This window comes from Vibrio celticus, from assembly GCF_024347335.1.
GTDB lineage: Bacteria > Pseudomonadota > Gammaproteobacteria > Enterobacterales > Vibrionaceae > Vibrio > Vibrio celticus.
Window position 1 is genome coordinate 2,073,310 of record NZ_AP025463.1, and the last position, 20,239, is coordinate 2,093,548.

Sequence of the window (20,239 nt, forward strand, 5' to 3'; positions counted from 1 at the left end):
CAATTACGTAGACTGATGTATGTGATGAGTCAGTTCCGTTTCGCCTGTTTTTTTTATAGTTTACTTAACCTTAAGCCTAGTCTTCCTTATCCGAAATGTCATGTCTGTGCGAAGTAACTTCTTTTCACAAATCTAGGCATTCACTTTAGTTTGTTCATGGACTAAGCAAAAGTTTATAGGGTGTTGATTAATATGCAATAAAACGCACACTTTAATTACACCTCAAATTTTATAAATATATACAGTAATAAAGTTGATAAATCATTAGGATTTATGGGCGATTGATAGGGTCGATATATACCTAAACCCCAAAGAAGAACTAAATCCCATATTTGAGACAAGGTGCAGCATAAAGCTGATGAGAAACTGTTCAAACACCATATATGGCGTCTATTACATATACAACTGCTGGAGTATTGAATGGGTATGCAGGGACAATGCGTAGAAGTTACAAATGGATATTTCGAGGAATCCAAAAAAAGCCCACTAAGTTAAACCTTAGTGGGCTTTAAAATCAGTATGTAGCGTTATGCTGTTAGCAATGACACACTACTATTTAGCGAGGCGGTTCGCCGTCCAAACGTAAAGCAGCTCTAGAGCAATCGTCGCGCCAGCCAACGCTGTAATCTCGCTTTGGTCATAAGCTGGAGAAACTTCTACAACGTCCATACCAACCATGTTGATGCCTTGGAGACCACGGATAATTTTCAGAACTTTGTCTGAATTCAAACCGCCGCATACCGGAGTACCTGTACCCGGAGCAAACGCAGGATCCAGACAGTCGATATCAAACGTTAGGTAAACTGGCTTATCACCGACAATGCCTTTCACTTGAGCAATGATCTCATCAACGCTCATGTCGTTCGCTTGCATCGCGTTAATAACGTTAAAGCCGTGTCCTTCCTGCTTGTACTCTGTACGAATACCAATTTGCACTGAATGTTCAGGCGAAATTAAACCTTCATTTGGCGCATGGTAGAACATAGTGCCGTGATCGTAACGACTGCCCTGACTGTAAGTGTCAGTGTGCGCGTCGAAGTGAATCAGAGCCATCTCACCGTACTTCTTACCGTATGCTCTAAGCAAAGGAAGTGTAATGAAGTGATCACCACCTAAACCTAACAGAGTTTTACCACTATTTAGAATCGCATCAGCAGCCGCTTCTAACCGTTGAGTTAAGTCTTCTGCATCACCGCAATCAAACACGAGGTCGCCAGCATCAATCACTGAGGTGTGTTCAAATACATTGAAGTCCCAAGGGAATTTTTTACCTTCCCACGCCAAGTTAACTGACGCACGACGAATCGCATCCGGTCCCATACGTGCCCCCGGACGACCAGACGTCGCCATATCTAGCGGCGCGCCTAACACAACCACATCAGCATCGTTGTCGATTGGGTTTTGCACCAATGGACGACGCATAAACGTCATCGCATTGGAATACAGCGAGTAATCTGGTTTCGTAAATAGATCGTTCATTAAAAATCCTCAAGATAGGTGTAACCCATCAAGCCTTGCTCTAACTCTTCAAGTACGCTTTGCTGCTCTTGCGCTGGTACTTTCGCCGTTACCAATTCTTTGTAGTTCTGACGAATTAGGTCCATATCGATATGAACATAACGCATCATGTCTTCTACTGTGTCACCTTCGTTGATGTAGTCAATGTTCGCTTTTCCGCTCTCATCAACGTTGACCACGACACTGTGCGTATCACCAAATAGGTTATGCATATCACCCAAGATCTCTTGGTACGCCCCTACTAGGAAGAAGCCCATCAGGTAGGGTTCATCTGGGTTCCATGCAGGCACTGGTAACGTTGTTTCAATGCCTTGGCCGTCAACATACTGATCGATCGTACCGTCAGAATCACATGTGATATCCAGTACTACTGCGCGTCGCTCGTCCGCATTGTCCAAACCACTTAGAGGCAATACAGGGAACACCTGATCGATACCCCAAGCATCTGGCAGCGATTGGAACAACGAGAAGTTCACGAAAAACTTATCAGCCAAACGCTCGCTCAACTCATCCAAAATAGGACGGTGGTAACGGTTCTTAGTACTCATACGAGAGCTGAGTTCATAGTTAATACGCAAAGACATCTGTTCTGCCCAAGCACGATGCTGAAGGTTCAGCATGCCTGTCGCAAATTGGTTGTGTGCTTCTGCGATATCACTTTGCGTGTCGTTGTAGATCTCAATCAGCGCACGGTCATCATTACCTGCATCTAACTCCAAGAAGTTCTTCCACATGTTGTTTAGCAACAGTGGTGCGTCTGCTTCTGGCGCTGCCATATCTTCTGGCGAGTAGCTTTCGGTACCAATCACGTTAGTCACTAGTACTGCATGGTGCGCAGTCAGTGAACGACCAGATTCCGAAATAATCACAGGCTGTGGTTGATTGTAGAGCTTACAAATATCCCCTACTGTCATCACGATGTTGCGAGCGTACTCAAGCAAGCCGTAGTTCATTGAGTTTGAAGATTGGCTGCGTGTGCCGTCGTAATCGACCGCCAAACCGCCACCAACGTCTAAGAACTTCAGTTGAGCACCGATATCACGCAGTTCACAGTAAAAACGAGCCGCCTCACTCACACCATTTCGCACATCACGAATATTCGCCATTTGCGAGCCAAGGTGGAAATGCACTAGCTCTAGAACATCCAGTTGATCTTCTGCTTTCAAGCGTTCAATAACGGTCAATACTTGTGATGCAGACAAACCGAATTTCGACTTCTCACCACCACTTGCTTGCCATTTACCTGCACCTTGAGATGCAAGACGAATGCGTAGACCTAAACGAGGTTTCACGCCAAGCGCTTTCGCTTCAGAAAGAACAAGATCAAGCTCTGACAACTTCTCTAGAACGATGAATACTTTGTGCCCTAGCTTTTCGCCAATCAGCGCAAGACGGATGTATTCTCTGTCTTTGTAACCGTTACACACGATCACAGAGCTCGCTTTTTGAGCCAGCGCCAATACCGCTAATAGTTCAGGTTTGCTGCCCGCCTCTAGTCCTAGCTGCTTTTGCTCTAATTGAGCTTGGCTCGCTAAGATTTCATCAACCACTTCTTTTTGTTGGTTAACTTTAATCGGATAAACAAGTAGGTAACGATTGTCGTACTGATATTCGTCGATCGCTTGGTTAAATGCGTTACAGATATTGTGCACACGTTGATGCACTATTTGAGGAAAACGCACAAGAGCAGGCAAACCAATATTTCGCTGCTCTAACTGTTGTACGATCTGACTTAGCGGAACTTGATGATCGGTTTCGCTCGGTGAAACATACACCTCACCGTTATCATCAATTCCATAAAAACCTTGGCTCCAGTGCTTTACATTATACTCAGCACGGATGCGTTCCAAATTAACCGAATTTTCCAATTCTAGAGACCTCACACTATAGGGCCATCGACAGAAGATACCTCTTTGGAATAGCGAGGTATAACCCAACAAAAAGCGTTCAAAAACGATTTGTTGGCTGCATTAACCGATATTATTAAGAGCAAGTCCAACCATTGATATTTGTGGTTACGATTACGTTTTTTTATCGACAGATCGACTTAAAGTGACAGGTAAGGAATTACAAGGTTTTAGGGTAAAAAACAGGCTGAAGCGCATTAAATATAAAGCAATTTCTCACATTAAATTAGGGAGAAAAAATGTGCAGGAACCATAAGATTTTTAGTAAATTGAGTGAGGTTAAGTCAGAGTTGTGACAAATATAAGCACTTCACAATCCGAACTCTCACTATCACCAACACAGTTTGTACCCCGCGATTCAATACCGATTAACACTTCATTCTTCCAACTAAAAGTCGCTCACTTCAATGTTGCAACCGCTCAATAATTGAACTTTTCTCGCACATATCTTGTATTCGGTTCAATCTTCTTGTAATTTTAACTGACCAACCAATCGGTCAGCTTTCGAATTTAGGGGATACTATGAGCCATAATCTAGACCTTGAACCAAACACGTCGAGCACCAACGACATGGATCAAATGTTCAACCGACAAAAAGGTCACTACCGCAATAACGTTAATCCTACGCTTGAGCAGAGAAGAGAAAACCTCTCAGTATTAAAAGCGTTGTTAATGCGCTATCAAGAGCAATTGATTGAGGCAGTATCTGAAGATTATGGCCATCGAGCAAAGCACGACAGCTTGATTGCTGATATCACCCCTTCTCTTCACCAGATCAATTACAGCGTGAAGAACCTTAAGAAGTGGTTGAAGCCATCACGCCGCAAAGCTGGTTTGATGCTAACGCCAGCAAAGATCACGGTTCATTATCAACCAGTGGGCGTTGTGGGTATCATTGTTCCATGGAACTTCCCAGTCATGCTCTCTTTAGGCCCTCTGATCACAGCGTTAGCAGCGGGCAACACGGCGATGCTCAAGATGTCGGAGTTTACTCCAGCGACCAACCGAGTTTTAAAAGCGATGTTGGCCGAAGGCTTTAGTGAAGATCAGGTCGCTGTTATCGAAGGCGAAGCTGACGTTTCCGCTAAATTTAGCCAACTGCCGTTTGACCATATCCTATTCACAGGCTCAACCGCTGTGGGTAAACACGTTATGAGAGCAGCGGCTAACAACTTAACACCAGTTACCCTGGAATTAGGCGGCAAATCTCCAACCATCATTGCCCCTGACTTTGATGTGGCTGACGCTGTTGAACGTATCCTGTTTGCCAAGAGCTTAAACGCTGGCCAAATATGTGTAGCGCCTGATTACATCTTGCTACCACGAGAAAAAGTTGATGCATTTATCACGGCTTACAAGCGCTACTTCAAGAAGCTGTATAAAGCAGGTATTGAGAGCAAAGACCTAACTTCAGTGATCAACATGCGCCAATACAATCGCTTGAAAGGTGTCATCGAAGACGCACAAGCCAAAGGCGCGGTTATTCACACCGTCACCGAGCAAGCACAAGACGACGTGAACCACAGAATGACGCCGCACCTTCTCACCGAAGTGAATGACGACATGGTGGCAATGCAAGAAGAGTTGTTTGGCCCTGTGCTTCCTATCGTGCCTTATGATTCGATTGAAGAAGCAATAAGCTACATCACAACCAGAGAACGCCCACTGGCTCTGTACCTGATGAGCCATGATAAACAGACCCAAGACCAGTTTTTATCGAATACGCATTCTGGCGGTGTTTGTATTAACGACTCGCTAGTGCATGTGGCAGCAGAAGACGCGCCGTTCGGTGGCATTGGCCCTTCAGGCATGGGACACTATCACGGCATTGAAGGCTTCAAGACCTTTAGCCATGCCAAAACCGTTCTAAGCAGAGGAAAAATCAACTTCACCAAGTTAATGCATCCTCCTTACAACAACCCAATCAAAAAACTGATGTTCAAAGTACTCAATAGATGATCACCAAAAGACAAAAAATCCTAGATGCTGCACTCTTGCTATTCTCTCAACAGGGGCTAGAGGGCACATCTACTGGACAAATAGCGAAAACAGCTGGTGTGGCGAAAGCGACGCTGTTCCACCACTTCGAAAACAAATCTCTATTGATTGATGAACTGTTTCGCGAGCTGAAGTTAGAGCTATTCTCGACCCTTCAACCGCACACTGATGTGGCAGTAGAAGATCGCTACCAAGCCTTTAAGTTCATGTGGTTCTCAGGGATTGAGTGGGCATTAGAGAATCCAGTTGCGATGAAGTTCTTCACCAATGTTCATTTCGACCCAACGACTCAAACTCGAGAAATGATTGTTTCACAGATGTTCGCATCGTTAGACGAGATCATTTTGAAAGGGCAAGAGGATGGTGAATTAATGGTGTTAGACATTAACCTTGTGAGGCACTTCATCCATAGCCACTTTCTGATTTGTGCAAACTGGCTGATTGAACAAAGCGAGTCTCCACCAGAGCAAACATCGAAGTACATCAACGATAGCTTTGATATGTGTTGGCGCGCCGTTGGTGGGCAAAACAAGTAGCTTTAGCTTTAAGCCCAAGGCTCTAAGCTCTAAACTCTAAACTCTAAACTCTAAACTCTAAACTCTAAACTCTAAACCCAAAGATATAAGTTCTAGACTCAACTTACCTCCAATAATGATCACTAAAGCGCCACACAGGCGCTTTAATTATTTGAACACAATTTAATCACCTCAACATATTGACTCAGAGTACTTTCTTTCAGTACCATCCCACCATCATTTCAAAAGAGAATAACGCCATAATGAAGTACTAACATCCTGACATCCGATTTATTTTTATAAAAATCATTTGGACACTCGGGGTTAGTGGGCGTTACTTCGTCATCTATTTTCGCGACAAATCAAGCTCTTAAAGATCCGTTTTTTGACAAGCTACATCTTTAAGATCAGTACGTTAAAGACAGAAATCAGATCAGCACTCTATTTCCTATCTTTGATTGGTACGCTACCTAAGTAACGTCTTTGGCGATCTATACATAGAATTCTATGTAGGGTTCTATATAGAAAAAGCGCCTCACCCCTTTTACTCGTTTACACGTAAAGGGAGGTATTTTTATGCCTACTATATTAGCCAACAATCTCTCATTCCAACTCGATACTGGTGAGTGGTTATTCAAAGACATCACCTTTAATTTGAGCACTCGCCTCACCGGCCTAGTCGGAAGGAATGGGGCTGGAAAGTCACTACTTCTTTCGTTACTGATCGGGCAAAAACAGCCCACAACAGGCAGTATTTCTCGCCAAGGTTCGATCGGCTTTTACTCTCAGTTGCCATCAACGCTACTGGATTCCGCCACCACCATCGCTGACTTCTTAGGGCTCACCGAAAAGTTAGATGCATTAAAAGCGATAGAGCAAGGTAGCTGCGAACTGCAGCACTTCAATATCGTTGGAGATGATTGGGATTTAGAGACACGTACCCAGCAGTTGCTAGGTACACTCAAAATCACTAGTGATTTGAACACGCTTTGTTGCTCTTTGAGTGGTGGGCAACTTGCCCTGTTACAGCTTCATCGGCTATTCGTATCAAATAACGACATACTGATCCTCGATGAGCCTTCGAACCATTTGGATAACGATGGACGCAATTGGGTACTCGAACAGTGCCAGTTGTTTGAAGGCAAAGTGCTTGTCGTCAGCCATGATCGAAGCTTATTGAGACAAATGGACGGGATCTACCATCTCAATAGCTTGGGCGTACGTTTCTATAAAGGAAATTATGATGATTACTTCAAACAAGTGTCTAGCCAAAGCGAAGCGCTCAACAAACAGATCGCGCATCATCAGTCCGAAAAGAAACGACTCGAGCGTCAAGCTCAAGCCAACAAGGAAAAGGCGCAGCAGCGAGAATCTCAGGGAAACCGACTCAGAAAGTCAGGTAGCCAACCCAAGATCTTATTGGATGCGATGAAAGATAAAGCAGGACAAAGCCAAGCCGCGTCTGCGACAAGCCAAAGGAACCTCATTGACCAAAACCAACATAAACTTCAGTCGCTTAAAGAACTGAAGGAACGGCTGAAACCACAAGCTTTGTATCTACAGCAAAGTAATAGCAGTAAAAAGAGCTCTTTGTTAACCGTTGAAAACTGCCGCCTTATTTACGGCTCAGGTGCGCCAATCAGTTTCTCTTTATCACAAGGGGAACGGTGTTATCTAACCGGTGCTAATGGGTGTGGAAAGTCGACACTGTTAAAAGCGATTCACGGTCAACACGCCAATTATAAAGGCTCGATCAAGCGCTTGGGGGCGACCGTCTATTTGGATCAACACTTTGGCCTGTTAGACACCAACGATACGATGTTCGATAGTTTAATAACGCATAGCTTTGGATTAACAGAGAGCGACGCGCGAACCCTGCTAGCGAGAATTGGATTCAGGCGAGACTCAGTATATCGAAAAGTCGCTCACCTCAGTGGTGGCGAGAAAATGAAGCTGGCGATGTTGATCGTCAGCCATAAACAGGATGCCCCACTTCTTTTGCTCGATGAACCAGACAATCACTTGGACATAGACTCGAAGCAAATATTGGCTTCGGCTCTGCGTGAATACCAAGGCGCATTCATCTTGGTCAGTCATGATAGCGATTTTGTTGAGGAGGTCGGCGTTAGCCAAAACCATATCCAGCTTTAACCTTCGTAAATTCGTTCACTTAGTTTAGTTAAGCGAGTATTCTTCCGGATACTCGCCTTTCTTGATTGAGACAAGTAAACTACGCGCCTCGAACATCTATTCATAAGGCTAAGGTTTGCATACTCTAGAACAATTAAAATCAGGGCAACTTAAAGGTATTAAGCGCTTAAAACTGTCGGAAAGTCTCACCGAGTTTCCTCTAGAAATCATAGAGCTTGCAGATTCTCTTGAGATCCTAGACCTTTCAGGCAATCAGCTGTCAGATCTACCAACCGAGTTATCACAGCTTACCAATCTGCGTATTATCTTTGCGTCGAATAACCTGTTTACGCACCTGCCTGATGTTCTAGGGTCACTTCCTAAACTCGAAATGGTTGGCTTCAAAACCAACCAAATCAAAACCGTTAGCGAGCAGTCTCTGCCTACTCAACTACGTTGGTTAATCCTGACCGACAATGAGATTGAGATTCTGCCAAGCTCACTAGGTGAAAGACCACGACTACAGAAACTGGCATTGGCGGGTAACAAGATTCGCGTGTTACCAGAAAGCATGGAAAACCTATCAAGCCTTGAGCTAGTTCGCCTATCTGCAAACCAGTTGACTGAATTCCCTGAATTCCTTATTAAGCTACCAAAGCTGGCTTGGTTAGCATTTGCGGGTAACCCGTTTTGCAAACACCCTAACAGCTTAGATAGCGTACCTGCTGTAAGCTCGCAATGCTACTCACTGAATCAAGTACTTGGTCAAGGTGCGTCTGGTGTAATTTCACATGCTAACTGGTTGAACGGTGATTTTGATTTCCCACAGGAAGTCGCTGTAAAAGTATTTAAAGGAGAAGTGACAAGCGACGGTTACCCACACGATGAACTCGAAGCGTGTCTGCAGGCTGGTCATCATAACAACCTAGTGAAGTCGATAGCTCAAGTAGATGAACAAGACTACCTCGCATTAGTGATGGAGCTTATCCCAAGCAACTATTACAACCTAGGTTTGCCTCCTACTCTTGAAAGCTGTACTCGCGATACGTTCAATGAAGGCTTTGAGCTTTCAATTGCTCAGATTAATAGCATTACCGAACAGATGGTTTATGTGTTTGAACACCTTCATGCCAATAAAGTCTGTCATGGTGATCTATACGCTCACAACACTTTAGTGAACGAAAAAGGTCAGATGATCTTTGGCGACTTTGGAGCGGCAACTATCTACGGCTACCTAACTGAAGAGCAGCAACAAGGCATTCGTCGTATCGAAGCTCGCGCATTAAAGTACTTTATTGAAGACCTACTGACGATTTGTGCAAAGCAAGATCAAGACAGCGAGCTTTATAGTCAACTAGCGAACTTCAAAGCTTAATGGCTTAACTGAATAGCTTAATAGCGCGTTGATTAGAAGTACTCGGTCGAATTGAAAACAACAAAGCCAACATCACTGTTGGCTTTGTTGTTCTTGGAATATCACTAATTTTAATGGACAAGCAAGGTTGGCTAAAAGGGATTAACGCTCAGCCTGCACCAATTTCAGATACGAGTGCAGCTCACCATTTTTATATTCCACTGCAGAGTGAATATTAAGATCAGCACGAGCCACAACAGCAAACTGGTAGCAGTTCTCACCCTTTAAAATCTCGACGTGTAACAAACCGTCTTTTAGTTGCCACTGCCCTGTTGTTTCAAATCGGTCGAACAAACGATATTCAATCAAAGAACCGTCAGCATTGAAGTGCACTTCAGTGATGTAACCACCGGGACAGCTCTTCACCCAAACTCGATTATCGATATCACTGACAATGAAGTCACGCTTTGTATCACGCCACGCTAGAAAGCCTTCGCTATCATAAAGAGCAATGTCGAGATCAGTTCTAGAGATTAACGGCTGCTCATTTTGCTCACGACAATAAAGTTGAAGCAGAATTTGCTGAACTGTTTCGCTCTGTAATTCACTCATTGTGACTTCCCTTTCTCATTGCTCTGCGTTAGACGTGGTATTGATCAACCAATTCTATTTAAAGCGGGCTACACAAGCTCGTAAGAAACAACATACAGCTGAGAGATACCTGGATAGATATCTTGAATCACGTCTTTCAGTACTTGCAGCGTCATGTTCTCTTGCTGAGCATGGAACTCACCTAAGTCATCAAATAGGATTGGTTCAACGCTGATGATCTTAAGATTACAGAACACACGGCCTTGCTCTAGCGTCGATACTTCCACAACACTACCTGGCTGGTAGTCACGTTCAGATTCATCGCGAATAGTAATCGTCTTCTTGCCAGAAAGGATGTCAGTTTCAAAACGTTCGAAGAACGTCATAGTGGTCGGTGCGGTCATTTATCTCGGTCGCTTAACATTTAAAGGTTAGGTAGATGTTTATATACCAGAATGCGTGTTCAAGCGAATAAAAATTAGGGGCGAGATGCGAGATGCGAGATGCGAGATGCGAGATGCGAGATGCGAGAGAATATGACAAAGCCAAATTACAGGCAATAAAAAAGGAGAACCGAAGTTCTCCTTTTCTTAAACCTTTAAGCTAACTCTAAATTATAGAGATGCTTTCGCTTTTTCAACTAGAACAGCAAATGCTGCTTTGTCGAATACTGCGATGTCAGCAAGAATCTTACGGTCGATCTCGATAGATGCTTTCTTAAGGCCATTGATGAAACGGCTGTAAGATAGACCATTTTGACGAGATGCCGCGTTGATACGTGCAATCCAAAGTTGACGGAATTGACGTTTCTTGTTGCGACGGTCACGGTAAGCGTATTGACCAGCTTTGGTAACTGCTTGGAAAGCTACGCGGTAAACACGTGAACGTGCTCCGTAGTAACCTTTAGCTTGTTTTAGAACTTTCTTATGACGTGCACGAGCTTGTACACCACGTTTTACGCGAGGCATTATGCTTCTCCTAAACTAAACGAATTTATAAACTAAAAAGAATTAAGCGTATGGCATCATACGTAGAACTTGAGCAACTTCACATTTAGGAAGGATCGAGTTCGGACGTAGCTGACGCTTGTTCTTAGTAGTACGCTTAGTCAGGATGTGACGTTTACCAGCGTGCTTAAACTTAATACCACCAGCAGTTTTCTGGAAACGCTTAGCAGCACCTTTGTTGGTTTTCATCTTAGGCATGATGAATAACTCCGCATTGTTGAGTTGTTAATAACATAGTAATTAGGGCGAATAAAACCCCGCAACCTGAGGCTGCAGGGTTTAATTACTTGCAAAGCCGTTAATTACTTCTTTTTAGGGGCCAACACCATGATCATCTGGCGACCTTCAATTCTCGTTGGGAAAGATTCGACAACTGCAAATTCTTCAGTATCTACTTTCAAACGATTAAGAACGTCAACACCGATTTCTTGGTGAGCCATTTCGCGGCCACGGAAGCGAATTGTTACCTTCACTTTGTTGCCGTCTTCTAGGAAACCAGTCAGGTTGCGTAGTTTTACCTGATAGTCTCCAATATCAGTTCCAGGTCGGAATTTAATTTCCTTGATCTGAACCTGCTTTTGCTTCTTCTTCTGCTCTTTCGCAGCTTTGCTCTTCTCGAAGAGGAACTTACCGTAGTCCATCACACGACAAACTGGCGGCTCGGCGTTAGGGCTGATCTCTACAAGATCCATACCAGCTTCATTTGCAGCTTCCATCGCTTCAGCGATTGATACTACACCAACAGCTTCGCCGTCTGCGCCAGTTAGACGCACTTCACGAACGCCACGAATGTCACCGTTTAAACGGTGCTGGTTTTGTTTGGCCGGTTGTTGGCCACGTCTTCCGCCTTTAATAGCTATTCCTCCAGATTGAGCTTACGGCTTGAAACCTCGGCTTGGATGTATGAAATAAAGTCATCCACTTTAAATTTGCCAAGGTCCTTACCTTTACGTGTACGTACTGCAATTTCGCCGGCTTCCATTTCTTGGTCACCACACACAAGCATGAACGGTACACGTTTCAAAGTATGTTCGCGGATTTTAAAGCCAATCTTCTCATTTCTCAAGTCTGCTTTGACTCTAAATCCACTTTTTTGCAGTTTTTTCGTAATTTCTTGTACATATTCAGACTGTTTATCTGTAATGCCCATTACAACTGCTTGTTCTGGCGCCAACCACGTTGGGAAGAAGCCAGCGTATTCTTCAATAAGAATACCAATGAAGCGTTCTAGTGAACCTAAAATCGCGCGGTGGATCATAACTGGCGTGTGACGCTCGTTATCTTCACCTACGTAAGTAGCACCTAAACGTTCTGGTAATGCAAAATCGAGCTGCACTGTACCACATTGCCAAGCGCGGTCCAAACAATCATGCAAAGTAAATTCAATCTTAGGTCCGTAGAACGCACCCTCGCCTTCTTGAATCTCGTATGCAATGTCCATTGCCTCTAGCGCTTGCTTAAGGTCAGCCTCTGCACGGTCCCACATTTCGTCTGAACCTACACGCTGTTCTGGACGAGTAGATAGCTTAACAACGATGCTTTCGAAGCCGAAAGTTGTGTAAGTATCGTAAACCATTTCAATACAAGCTTTAACTTCTTGTTGAACTTGGTCTTCAGTACAGAATACGTGAGCATCATCTTGAGTGAAGCCACGAACACGCATAATGCCGTGAAGTGCGCCAGACGGCTCGTTACGGTGACATGAGCCGAACTCAGCCATACGTAGCGGTAGATCACGGTAAGATTTCAAACCTTGGTTGAAGATTTGAACGTGACCAGGACAGTTCATTGGCTTGATAGCGTATTCACGGTTCTCTGAAGAAGTAGTGAACATCGCTTCAGCGTACTTATCCCAGTGACCAGAGCGCTCCCAAAGAACACGGTCCATCATTAATGGGCCTTTAACTTCTTGGTAATCGTACTCAGTCAGTTTTTGACGAATAAATACTTCTAGCTCACGGAAGATAGTCCAACCGTTGTGGTGCCAGAACACCATGCCTGGTGCTTCTTGCTGCATGTGGAATAGGTCAAGCGCTTTACCGATTTTACGGTGGTCACGTTTAGCCGCTTCTTCTAGGCGCACAAGGTGAGCTTTAAGTGCCTTCTTGTCGTGGAATGCAGTGCCGTAGATACGTTGAAGCATCTTGTTGTCACTGTTACCACGCCAGTATGCACCCGCTACGTTAAGTAGAGTGAAGTGCTGGCAGAAGCTCATGTTAGGCACGTGTGGACCACGACACATATCGATGTATTCTTCGTGATGGTACAGGCCTGGACGATCGTCTTTAGAAACGTTCTCGTCCAAGATTTCAATCTTGTAAGTCTCGCCGCGAGCTTCGAATGCGTCGCGCGCTTCCTGCCAGCTAACTTTCTTCTTAACAACCTGGTACTTGGTCTTCGCTAGCTCTTTCATGCGCTTTTCGATCTTTTCTAGATCTTCTTGCGTTAGAGAGTGCTCAAGGTCGATATCGTAGTAGAAACCGTTATCGATAGTAGGACCGATCGCCATTTTCGCTTCTGGAAAAAGCTGCTTAACCGCGTGGCCTAAAAGGTGAGCACAAGAGTGACGAACGATTTCAAGGCCATCAACTTCATCTTTAGCGGTGATGATTTCAAGGCTTGCATCGTTTTCGATAAGATCACAAGCATCAACACGCTCGCCGTCTACACGACCAGCAATGGTTGCTTTCGCAAGACCAGGACCGATTGATAGGGCAACATCTAGAGTTGATACAGGGTTGTCAAATTGACGCTGACTACCGTCAGGAAGAGTAATAATTGGCATTATTTGTCCTTTACAGTGGTGTTGCACACCAAGCAACACATGAAAATGTTTAATATATGTCTTTCAATCAACGAGTACGCTGATTGGGGATATATGCATAATAAATATACTCACATAGAAGCAAATACAGATGCCCCATTTGTGAGTAGCCAAACATTGTAACGAAATAATATGAAATGACAATGTTAGTCCCGCAGCACCACAAAACTATATGACTGAAATGTCTCTTCTATATAGATCCTTCTAACGCCTAACCCATAGCTCAATCAGTAATTCGTTGGCTTTATCTACAATACAAAAAAACCGAACGGTTAAGTTCGACTTTAGAAATCGAATTGTCTCTATTAATAGAAGAGCAGCTACTAACAGAGAGGTAACTACGCACTCATGATTCTTGATACAGCGTTGCGGATGTCTGAGTCGGCAGCGTTAGCTGGCAAGCTGAATGAGATGTATTGGTCGCCACGGAAGCTCATTGAGCGGTCGATTTCTGCTAGGCAGTGAACCATTGAACCTTCAACGATGAATGACAGCTCGATCTCTTTGTTATTCATAAAGCCGCCGCTGCGAAATTCAATCTCTTGGTAACAGCCAGAGCGAGAAGCAAAGCTGTTGCCTTTCAAGAAGCCCTTCTCTACGTCCGCTTTCACCATTGCCATACCCGATGCTTCCACACCTTGGATAATTTTAGCGACTGTTGGCAGTGGATGAACGGAAATGAAATCACGGTCTTTAGGATCAATCGTGAAACCGATATCTAGGTTAGTTTCAACCCATACATGGCATTGGTTCATTTGTGCGTTCAACGCAGTGACTGGCGTTTCATCATTCAGTTTAAGACGGAATGGCACCAATTTGGTTTCACCCGGTTGGATAACGAAAGGCTCTACGGCTTGAATACGACCCAGTGAAAAGGTTTCGTAACTGGTGCTGTCTTCCGTTTCAACTTTTACTTCTGTGTTGAGAACCAAGTTAATCAGGTCGATTTGTTGCTCAACGTCGCCACCAACAATGTGAACATTGCCCGACAACTCTCCACCTTGGAAAACTTCAATATTATCTAAGACGGTATCAACTTTTGCTGCACCGATGCCCAACGAGGCCTTTAATTTCTTAAACATATTATTTCCCTTTCTAATTATCTGATTAGCTAGGGCGTGTTGACCTTTCGTGGTTGAGTTTTGTTCGAGATAAAAGCGTTTTAATCGCGGCGAGGGAGAAGTAGCCTAGTCATTCTAAGCAAATCTCCCTCAACAAAGAGTAAAACGCTTTTAGCCGAACCCTTCGGGCAGCGTTTGCTGGTCATTTCTACTGCGTTATCGGCTTCTCATGTAGGCTAGCTACACATCAAAGCCTCTGCCTTGTATAAATACCCAGCAACTCGCTGCAAAAACCAGCTCGAAAGATCAACATGCCCTACTAGTTATTGCGTGACAATTTGCGACACTTGCCTCACAGAATCAAGCAATTTGCCCCATCTATGTTGAATAAGGTCACATTGCCCGAGGAAATGTTGAAATCGTGAAAAAATCCGTTACTCTATTTGTATAGTCAAATAAGGTTTCATTATGTCGAAAGCGCCGCTCTACCTTCAGATAAAACAGTTCATAGATGACAAAATTACCAATGGTCACTGGCCGGTGGGTTATCAAATCACCACCGAACTTGAACTCACTGAGCAGTTCAATGTGAGTAGAATGACAGTCAATAAAGCCATTCGCGATCTTGTGTCTGAAGGCAAGCTCATCAGGAAGCCAAGACTTGGCACTTTTGTTTGTGAACCAGATGAAAAGGCGCAATCTCCGCTGCTTGATATCAACAACATCGCGCAAGAGATCAAAGACCGCGGCCAAACGTATACTAGTCAAGTTATCAAGCACGATAGCATCAAGGCTGATGAAAGCACGGCTACACGGTTAGGTGTGATGATTAACGCAGAGGTGTTCTATAGTGAAATCATACACTTTGCTGACAACACACCGATACAATTGGAAGCGCGCTGGGTGAATTCTCAAGCCGTTCCAAAATACCTAGAGCAAGACTTTTCAACCTCTACCCCCAATGAATACCTTTCAAAAAGCTGCCCGTTGAGTGCTATCGAGCATACGGTTGAAGCCATTATTCCTGACTCTCAAATTAGAACGTCACTAAAACTTTCTGAATCAGAGCCTTGCCTACTTTTGAATAGAAGAACATGGAGCAAAGAACGTCTCATCAGCTTTGCATTGCTCTACCATCCTGGTTCTAAGTACAAATTAAGCTCCAAGATACGTCTAGATTAAAGAACATCATCCTGATCGCCGATCACATTTTTGCAACATCAACTTGATTCGGATCAGCGTTTAGCCTATTTATTTGTATATACATTTAATGTTTAGCAAAGATCTAGGTGATTATGAATTTGATCCTCAAAAACGCACGAGTGGTCTCCATGAGTTCGGGAGCCGACGGTTATCAGCCCTCTTCCCCTCAAGATATCGTTATCGAAGACGGTAAGATCGTGTCTATCTCTTGTTCAAACCATGAGGCTCATGCTTATGAGGTAGAACAACCGAGCACTGATAACTCTGCGGATTACATCACCTATGATTGCAAAAACAAGCTCGTTACCCCAGGTCTGATTGATTGCCACACTCACCTCGTATTTGCAGGCAATCGCGCCAACGAATTTGAACAGCGTTTGAATGGTGTGTCTTACACCGATATCGCCAAGCAAGGCGGTGGGATTCTGGCGACAGTCACTGCAACACGCGCAACCCAAGAATCTGAACTGGTTGAAATGGCACTACCTAGACTCGATGGACTATTAAGAAGTGGCGTAACCAGCATCGAAGTAAAATCTGGCTATGGTTTAACGCTTGAAGATGAGCTCAAGATGTTACGTGCAGCCAAAGCGTTAGAGAATCATCGCCGAATTAAGATCACCACCACTCTCCTTGCAGCACACGCAGTACCGCCAGAATACAAAGAACAACCAGATCGTTACATAGATCTGGTTTGCCAAGAGATCATTCCTAAAGCTGCAGAGCAAGGGCTCGCCGATGCCGTTGACGTGTTTTGCGAATCTATCGGCTTCAACCTAGAACAAACCGAACATGTCTTTGCAGCTGCCAAAGCACATGGGCTAGCGATTAAAGGCCACACTGAACAACTTTCAAATATGGGTGGCAGCACACTTGCAGCTAAATACGGTGCACTCTCTGTCGACCATGTTGAATATCTTGATGAGACCGGAGTAAAAGCACTGGCAGAATCAGGCACAGTCGCCACCTTATTACCCGGTGCTTTCTACTTCTTGAAAGAGACTCAACAGCCACCTGTTGCTTTACTTCGTGAACACAAAATCCCAATGGCGATCGCGACCGACCTAAACCCCGGCACCTCCCCTTTTGCTGACTTAACGCTGATGATGAACATGAGCTGCACCCTGTTTGGTACGACGCCTGAAGAAGCGCTACGCGGTGTAACTTGTAACGCTGCCGCTGCCATTGGTGAGTCACAAACCAAAGGCAAAGTCGAAATCGGTTATGCCGCAGATTTGGCTATCTGGAACATCGACCACCCTGCCGATCTAAGCTATCAAGTCGGTGTTCCTCATCTGCATAAACGCATTGTTAATGGCGAGGTGTGTCATGACTCAATCTAAATCCAACGGTATCCAAGAGAACGCAACAACCATGCATAACTTTGTGTGGACAGGGCGTAATGATCTTGAAGATGGCGCACTCGGTACTCGCGTTCATCACATTACCAAGCAAGTACAAAGTAGTGGCTTAAGTGACGAGCTGACTGACAGCGCTATCGCCTTGGTTGGCTTTGCCAGCGATGCCGGTGTTGCAAGAAATAAAGGACGCGTAGGCGCGAAACAAGCACCTAACTTGATACGCCAAGCTCTGGCGAATATGGCTTGGCATAGTGACGCACGCATCGCCGATCTCGGTGATATCGAATGCAATGACGATCAATTAGAAGTAAGCCAAAAACAGTGTGCATCTGTGATTGCCAATGCTCTATCAACTAACAAAGTGATTACCCTTGGCGGTGGTCACGAAGTGGCTTGGGCATCTTTTCAAGGTCTCGCTGAGCACCTAAATAACATTCAATCAGAACACAAACCTAAGATCGGCATCGTCAACTTTGATGCTCACTTTGATCTTCGTGAATTTGAAAGCGACATCGCCGATGTTAAACCGAGCTCAGGCACGCCTTTTAACCAGATAAGTGATTACTGCCACATACATCAATGGCCGTTTCATTACGCTTGTCTTGGCGTTAGCGCGGCTAGTAATACCAAAGCGCTGTTTCACAAAGCTGACCAACTGGGCGTGTGGTATGAACACGACCGCAACATGACTCAAGTGAATCAAGTCGATCAACTGGTTAAGTTGCAACAATTCATCGCTGAGTGTGATTACCTCTATCTTACTATCGACCTCGATGTTTTCCCCGCAACTACTGCGCCGGGCGTCAGTGCACCAGCGGCAAGAGGCGTGAGCTATGAAGCGCTCGCTCCTTTTCTAGAACAGATTTTCCAACACAGTGAAAAACTCATTATCGCGGACATTGCGGAATACAACCCAGACTATGACGTTGATGGCCAAACGGCTCGATTGGCGGCTCGTTTATGTTGGGATATAGCCAGTGCAATGGCCAGCGACTAATCCAGCTATACCGATAACTACAACTACAACTACAACGATATAACGTGAAACAGAAGGAATTCCAAAATGACGGAACACCACAACAGTGACCCTCGTCTCGACACGACTCGCGAAATTCGCGCACCTCATGGCACCACTTTGCGCGCTAAATCTTGGTTAACAGAAGCACCGCTGCGTATGCTGATGAACAACCTAGACCCTGATGTGGCAGAACACCCGCATGCACTGGTTGTTTATGGCGGTATTGGTCGCGCTGCGCGTGATTGGAAATGTTATGACAAGATTGTGGAAGTATTGGAGCGTTTAGAGGACGACCAAACGTTACTTGTTCAATCAGGTAAACCTGTAGGCGTGTTCCCGACTCATAAAAACGCACCTCGCGTTCTGATCGCTAACTCGAACCTTGTTCCACATTGGGCTAACTGGGAGCACTTCAACGAGCTCGATAAAGAAGGCTTGATGATGTACGGCCAAATGACAGCAGGCAGCTGGATTTACATTGGCTCTCAAGGCATCGTTCAAGGTACTTACGAAACCTTTGTCGCGATTGCGAAGAAGCACTTCCAAGGTGAAGCGAACGGTAAATGGGTTCTAACGGGTGGTCTTGGTGGCATGGGCGGTGCTCAACCTCTTGCTGCAACGATGGCTGGCTTCTCAATGATCGCCGTGGAGTGTGATGAATCACGAATCGACTACCGCTTACGTACTGGCTATGTAGACAAAAAAGCCACCAGCTTAGATGAAGCGATGGCAATGATTAAAGAGTCAGGCACGCCAATCTCTGTTGGCTTATTAGGTAACGCCGCAGACGTATTCCCAGAGCTTGTTGAACGTAATATCACGCCTGACGTGGTGACCGACCAAACCTCTGCCCACGATCCGCTGAACGGCTACTTGCCTCAAGGTTGGACGATGGAGAAAGCAGCACAAGAACGAACCATTGATGAAGCTAAAGTAGTGAAAGCCGCTAAGCAGTCCATGGCCATTCAAGTACAAGCTATGCTAGATCTTCAGTACCGTGGCGCTGCGACCGTCGATTACGGCAACAACATTCGCCAAATGGCACTGGAAGAAGGTGTGGAAAACGCGTTTGATTTTCCAGGCTTCGTTCCAGCCTATATACGACCTTTATTTTGCGAGGGCGTCGGACCTTTCCGTTGGGCTGCCCTTTCTGGCGATCCTGAAGACATCTACAAAACAGATCAAAAAGTAAAAGAACTGATTCCAGATAACCCGCATCTACACAACTGGCTAGATATGGCGCGTGAACGCATTCAGTTCCAAGGCTTACCGGCTCGTATTTGTTGGGTTGGCTTGAAAGATCGCGAACGTTTAGGCCAAGCATTCAATGAAATGGTTAAAAATGGCGAACTGAAAGCGCCGGTTGTTATCGGTCGTGACCACCTAGATTCAGGTTCAGTGGCAAGCCCGAACCGCGAAACAGAAGGCATGATGGACGGGTCAGATGCCGTATCAGATTGGCCTCTATTGAACGCTCTGCTAAATACTGCAGGCGGCGCGACATGGGTTTCTCTGCACCATGGTGGTGGCGTTGGTATGGGCTTCTCGCAACACTCAGGAATGGTGATTTGTTGTGACGGCAGTGAAGATGCATCACAGCGTATTGCTCGTGTACTTCATAATGACCCAGCAACCGGCGTTATGCGTCATGCTGATGCAGGTTACGATATTGCCAAGCAGTGTGCCAAAGAGCAGAAGCTTGATTTACCTATGCTAAACGAAGAACTTCGTCGCCTTTAATGTCTGGAGAGA

17 protein-coding genes are annotated in these 20,239 nt (G+C 45.0%); 8 read left to right on the plus strand and 9 right to left on the minus strand.

From position 1 onward, the window contains the following. Positions 1-552: 552 nt before the first annotated feature. Positions 553-1,479: an agmatinase gene (gene speB / locus OCV19_RS09375; protein WP_017105806.1), complete on the minus strand. Its 927-nt coding sequence runs from the start codon at positions 1,477-1,479 to the stop codon at positions 553-555. Continuing rightward, the gene (gene speA, locus OCV19_RS09380) at positions 1,479-3,386 is read right to left on the minus strand and encodes a biosynthetic arginine decarboxylase (RefSeq protein WP_065677396.1); all 1,908 of its coding nucleotides are present in this window, start codon (positions 3,384-3,386) and stop codon (positions 1,479-1,481) included. The genes speB and speA overlap by 1 nt, the downstream gene beginning before the upstream one ends. 561 nt (positions 3,387-3,947) lie before the next feature. On the opposite strand from speA, the gene OCV19_RS09385 reads away from it, so the two are divergent. The 4 genes from OCV19_RS09385 (at position 3,948) to OCV19_RS09400 (ending at position 9,443) form a co-directional block, all read left to right on the plus strand. Beyond that, on the plus strand, positions 3,948-5,384 hold the full coding sequence (locus OCV19_RS09385; protein ID WP_065677374.1) for a coniferyl aldehyde dehydrogenase: 1,437 nt from the start codon (positions 3,948-3,950) through the stop codon (positions 5,382-5,384). Next, entirely contained in the window at positions 5,381-5,959 is a 579-nt protein-coding gene (locus tag OCV19_RS09390; protein WP_019821901.1) for a TetR/AcrR family transcriptional regulator, read from the plus strand. Before OCV19_RS09385 ends, OCV19_RS09390 begins: the two co-directional genes overlap by 4 nt. A gap of 555 nt (positions 5,960-6,514) precedes the next feature. Then, positions 6,515-8,089, plus strand: a complete 1,575-nt coding sequence (locus tag OCV19_RS09395; RefSeq protein WP_065677375.1) for an ABC-F family ATP-binding cassette domain-containing protein — start codon at positions 6,515-6,517, stop codon at positions 8,087-8,089. A 115-nt stretch (positions 8,090-8,204) separates the two neighbouring features. Continuing rightward, positions 8,205-9,443: a leucine-rich repeat-containing protein kinase family protein gene (locus OCV19_RS09400; RefSeq protein ID WP_065677376.1), complete on the plus strand. Its 1,239-nt coding sequence runs from the start codon at positions 8,205-8,207 to the stop codon at positions 9,441-9,443. A gap of 141 nt (positions 9,444-9,584) precedes the next feature. On the opposite strand, the gene OCV19_RS09405 is transcribed toward OCV19_RS09400, so the two are convergent. The 7 genes from OCV19_RS09405 to OCV19_RS09435 all read right to left on the minus strand — a co-directional run bounded on the left by OCV19_RS09405 (position 9,585) and on the right by OCV19_RS09435 (position 14,926). Then, entirely contained in the window at positions 9,585-10,034 is a 450-nt protein-coding gene (locus OCV19_RS09405; protein ID WP_065677377.1) for a hypothetical protein, read from the minus strand. A gap of 68 nt (positions 10,035-10,102) precedes the next feature. Then, positions 10,103-10,417 (minus strand): N(4)-acetylcytidine aminohydrolase, encoded by a 315-nt coding sequence (gene yqfB / locus OCV19_RS09410; protein ID WP_004733516.1) that lies wholly within the window; start codon positions 10,415-10,417, stop codon positions 10,103-10,105. A 210-nt stretch (positions 10,418-10,627) separates the two neighbouring features. Then, positions 10,628-10,981: a 50S ribosomal protein L20 gene (rplT, locus tag OCV19_RS09415; protein WP_004733517.1), complete on the minus strand. Its 354-nt coding sequence runs from the start codon at positions 10,979-10,981 to the stop codon at positions 10,628-10,630. Between the two features lie 42 nt (positions 10,982-11,023). Then, entirely contained in the window at positions 11,024-11,218 is a 195-nt protein-coding gene (rpmI, locus tag OCV19_RS09420) for a 50S ribosomal protein L35 (RefSeq protein WP_004738430.1), read from the minus strand. Between the two features lie 104 nt (positions 11,219-11,322). Further along, positions 11,323-11,880 carry a translation initiation factor IF-3 gene (infC, locus tag OCV19_RS09425; protein WP_425598744.1) on the minus strand — a complete coding sequence of 186 codons (558 nt, stop codon included), beginning with the start codon at positions 11,878-11,880 and terminating at the stop codon, positions 11,323-11,325. After that, on the minus strand, positions 11,877-13,805 hold the full coding sequence (thrS, locus tag OCV19_RS09430; protein ID WP_016768282.1) for a threonine--tRNA ligase: 1,929 nt from the start codon (positions 13,803-13,805) through the stop codon (positions 11,877-11,879). The genes infC and thrS overlap by 4 nt, the downstream gene beginning before the upstream one ends. Before the next feature lie 377 nt (positions 13,806-14,182). After that, positions 14,183-14,926: a sporulation protein gene (locus tag OCV19_RS09435; RefSeq protein WP_065677378.1), complete on the minus strand. Its 744-nt coding sequence runs from the start codon at positions 14,924-14,926 to the stop codon at positions 14,183-14,185. A gap of 447 nt (positions 14,927-15,373) precedes the next feature. Here OCV19_RS09435 and hutC point away from each other — a divergent pair, with 447 nt between their 5' ends. From hutC to hutU, 4 genes are all read left to right on the plus strand, one after another. Continuing rightward, a complete protein-coding gene (gene hutC, locus OCV19_RS09440) occupies positions 15,374-16,087 on the plus strand; it encodes a histidine utilization repressor (RefSeq protein ID WP_065677379.1) in 714 nt (237 codons plus the stop codon). A 113-nt stretch (positions 16,088-16,200) separates the two neighbouring features. Continuing rightward, positions 16,201-17,451 carry an imidazolonepropionase gene (hutI, locus tag OCV19_RS09445; protein ID WP_065677380.1) on the plus strand — a complete coding sequence of 417 codons (1,251 nt, stop codon included), beginning with the start codon at positions 16,201-16,203 and terminating at the stop codon, positions 17,449-17,451. Further along, the gene (hutG, locus tag OCV19_RS09450; RefSeq protein WP_065677381.1) at positions 17,438-18,466 is read left to right on the plus strand and encodes a formimidoylglutamase; all 1,029 of its coding nucleotides are present in this window, start codon (positions 17,438-17,440) and stop codon (positions 18,464-18,466) included. The genes hutI and hutG overlap by 14 nt, the downstream gene beginning before the upstream one ends. A 66-nt stretch (positions 18,467-18,532) precedes the next feature. Beyond that, on the plus strand, positions 18,533-20,227 hold the full coding sequence (gene hutU, locus OCV19_RS09455) for a urocanate hydratase (RefSeq protein WP_019821879.1): 1,695 nt from the start codon (positions 18,533-18,535) through the stop codon (positions 20,225-20,227). Positions 20,228-20,239: the final 12 nt, after the last annotated feature.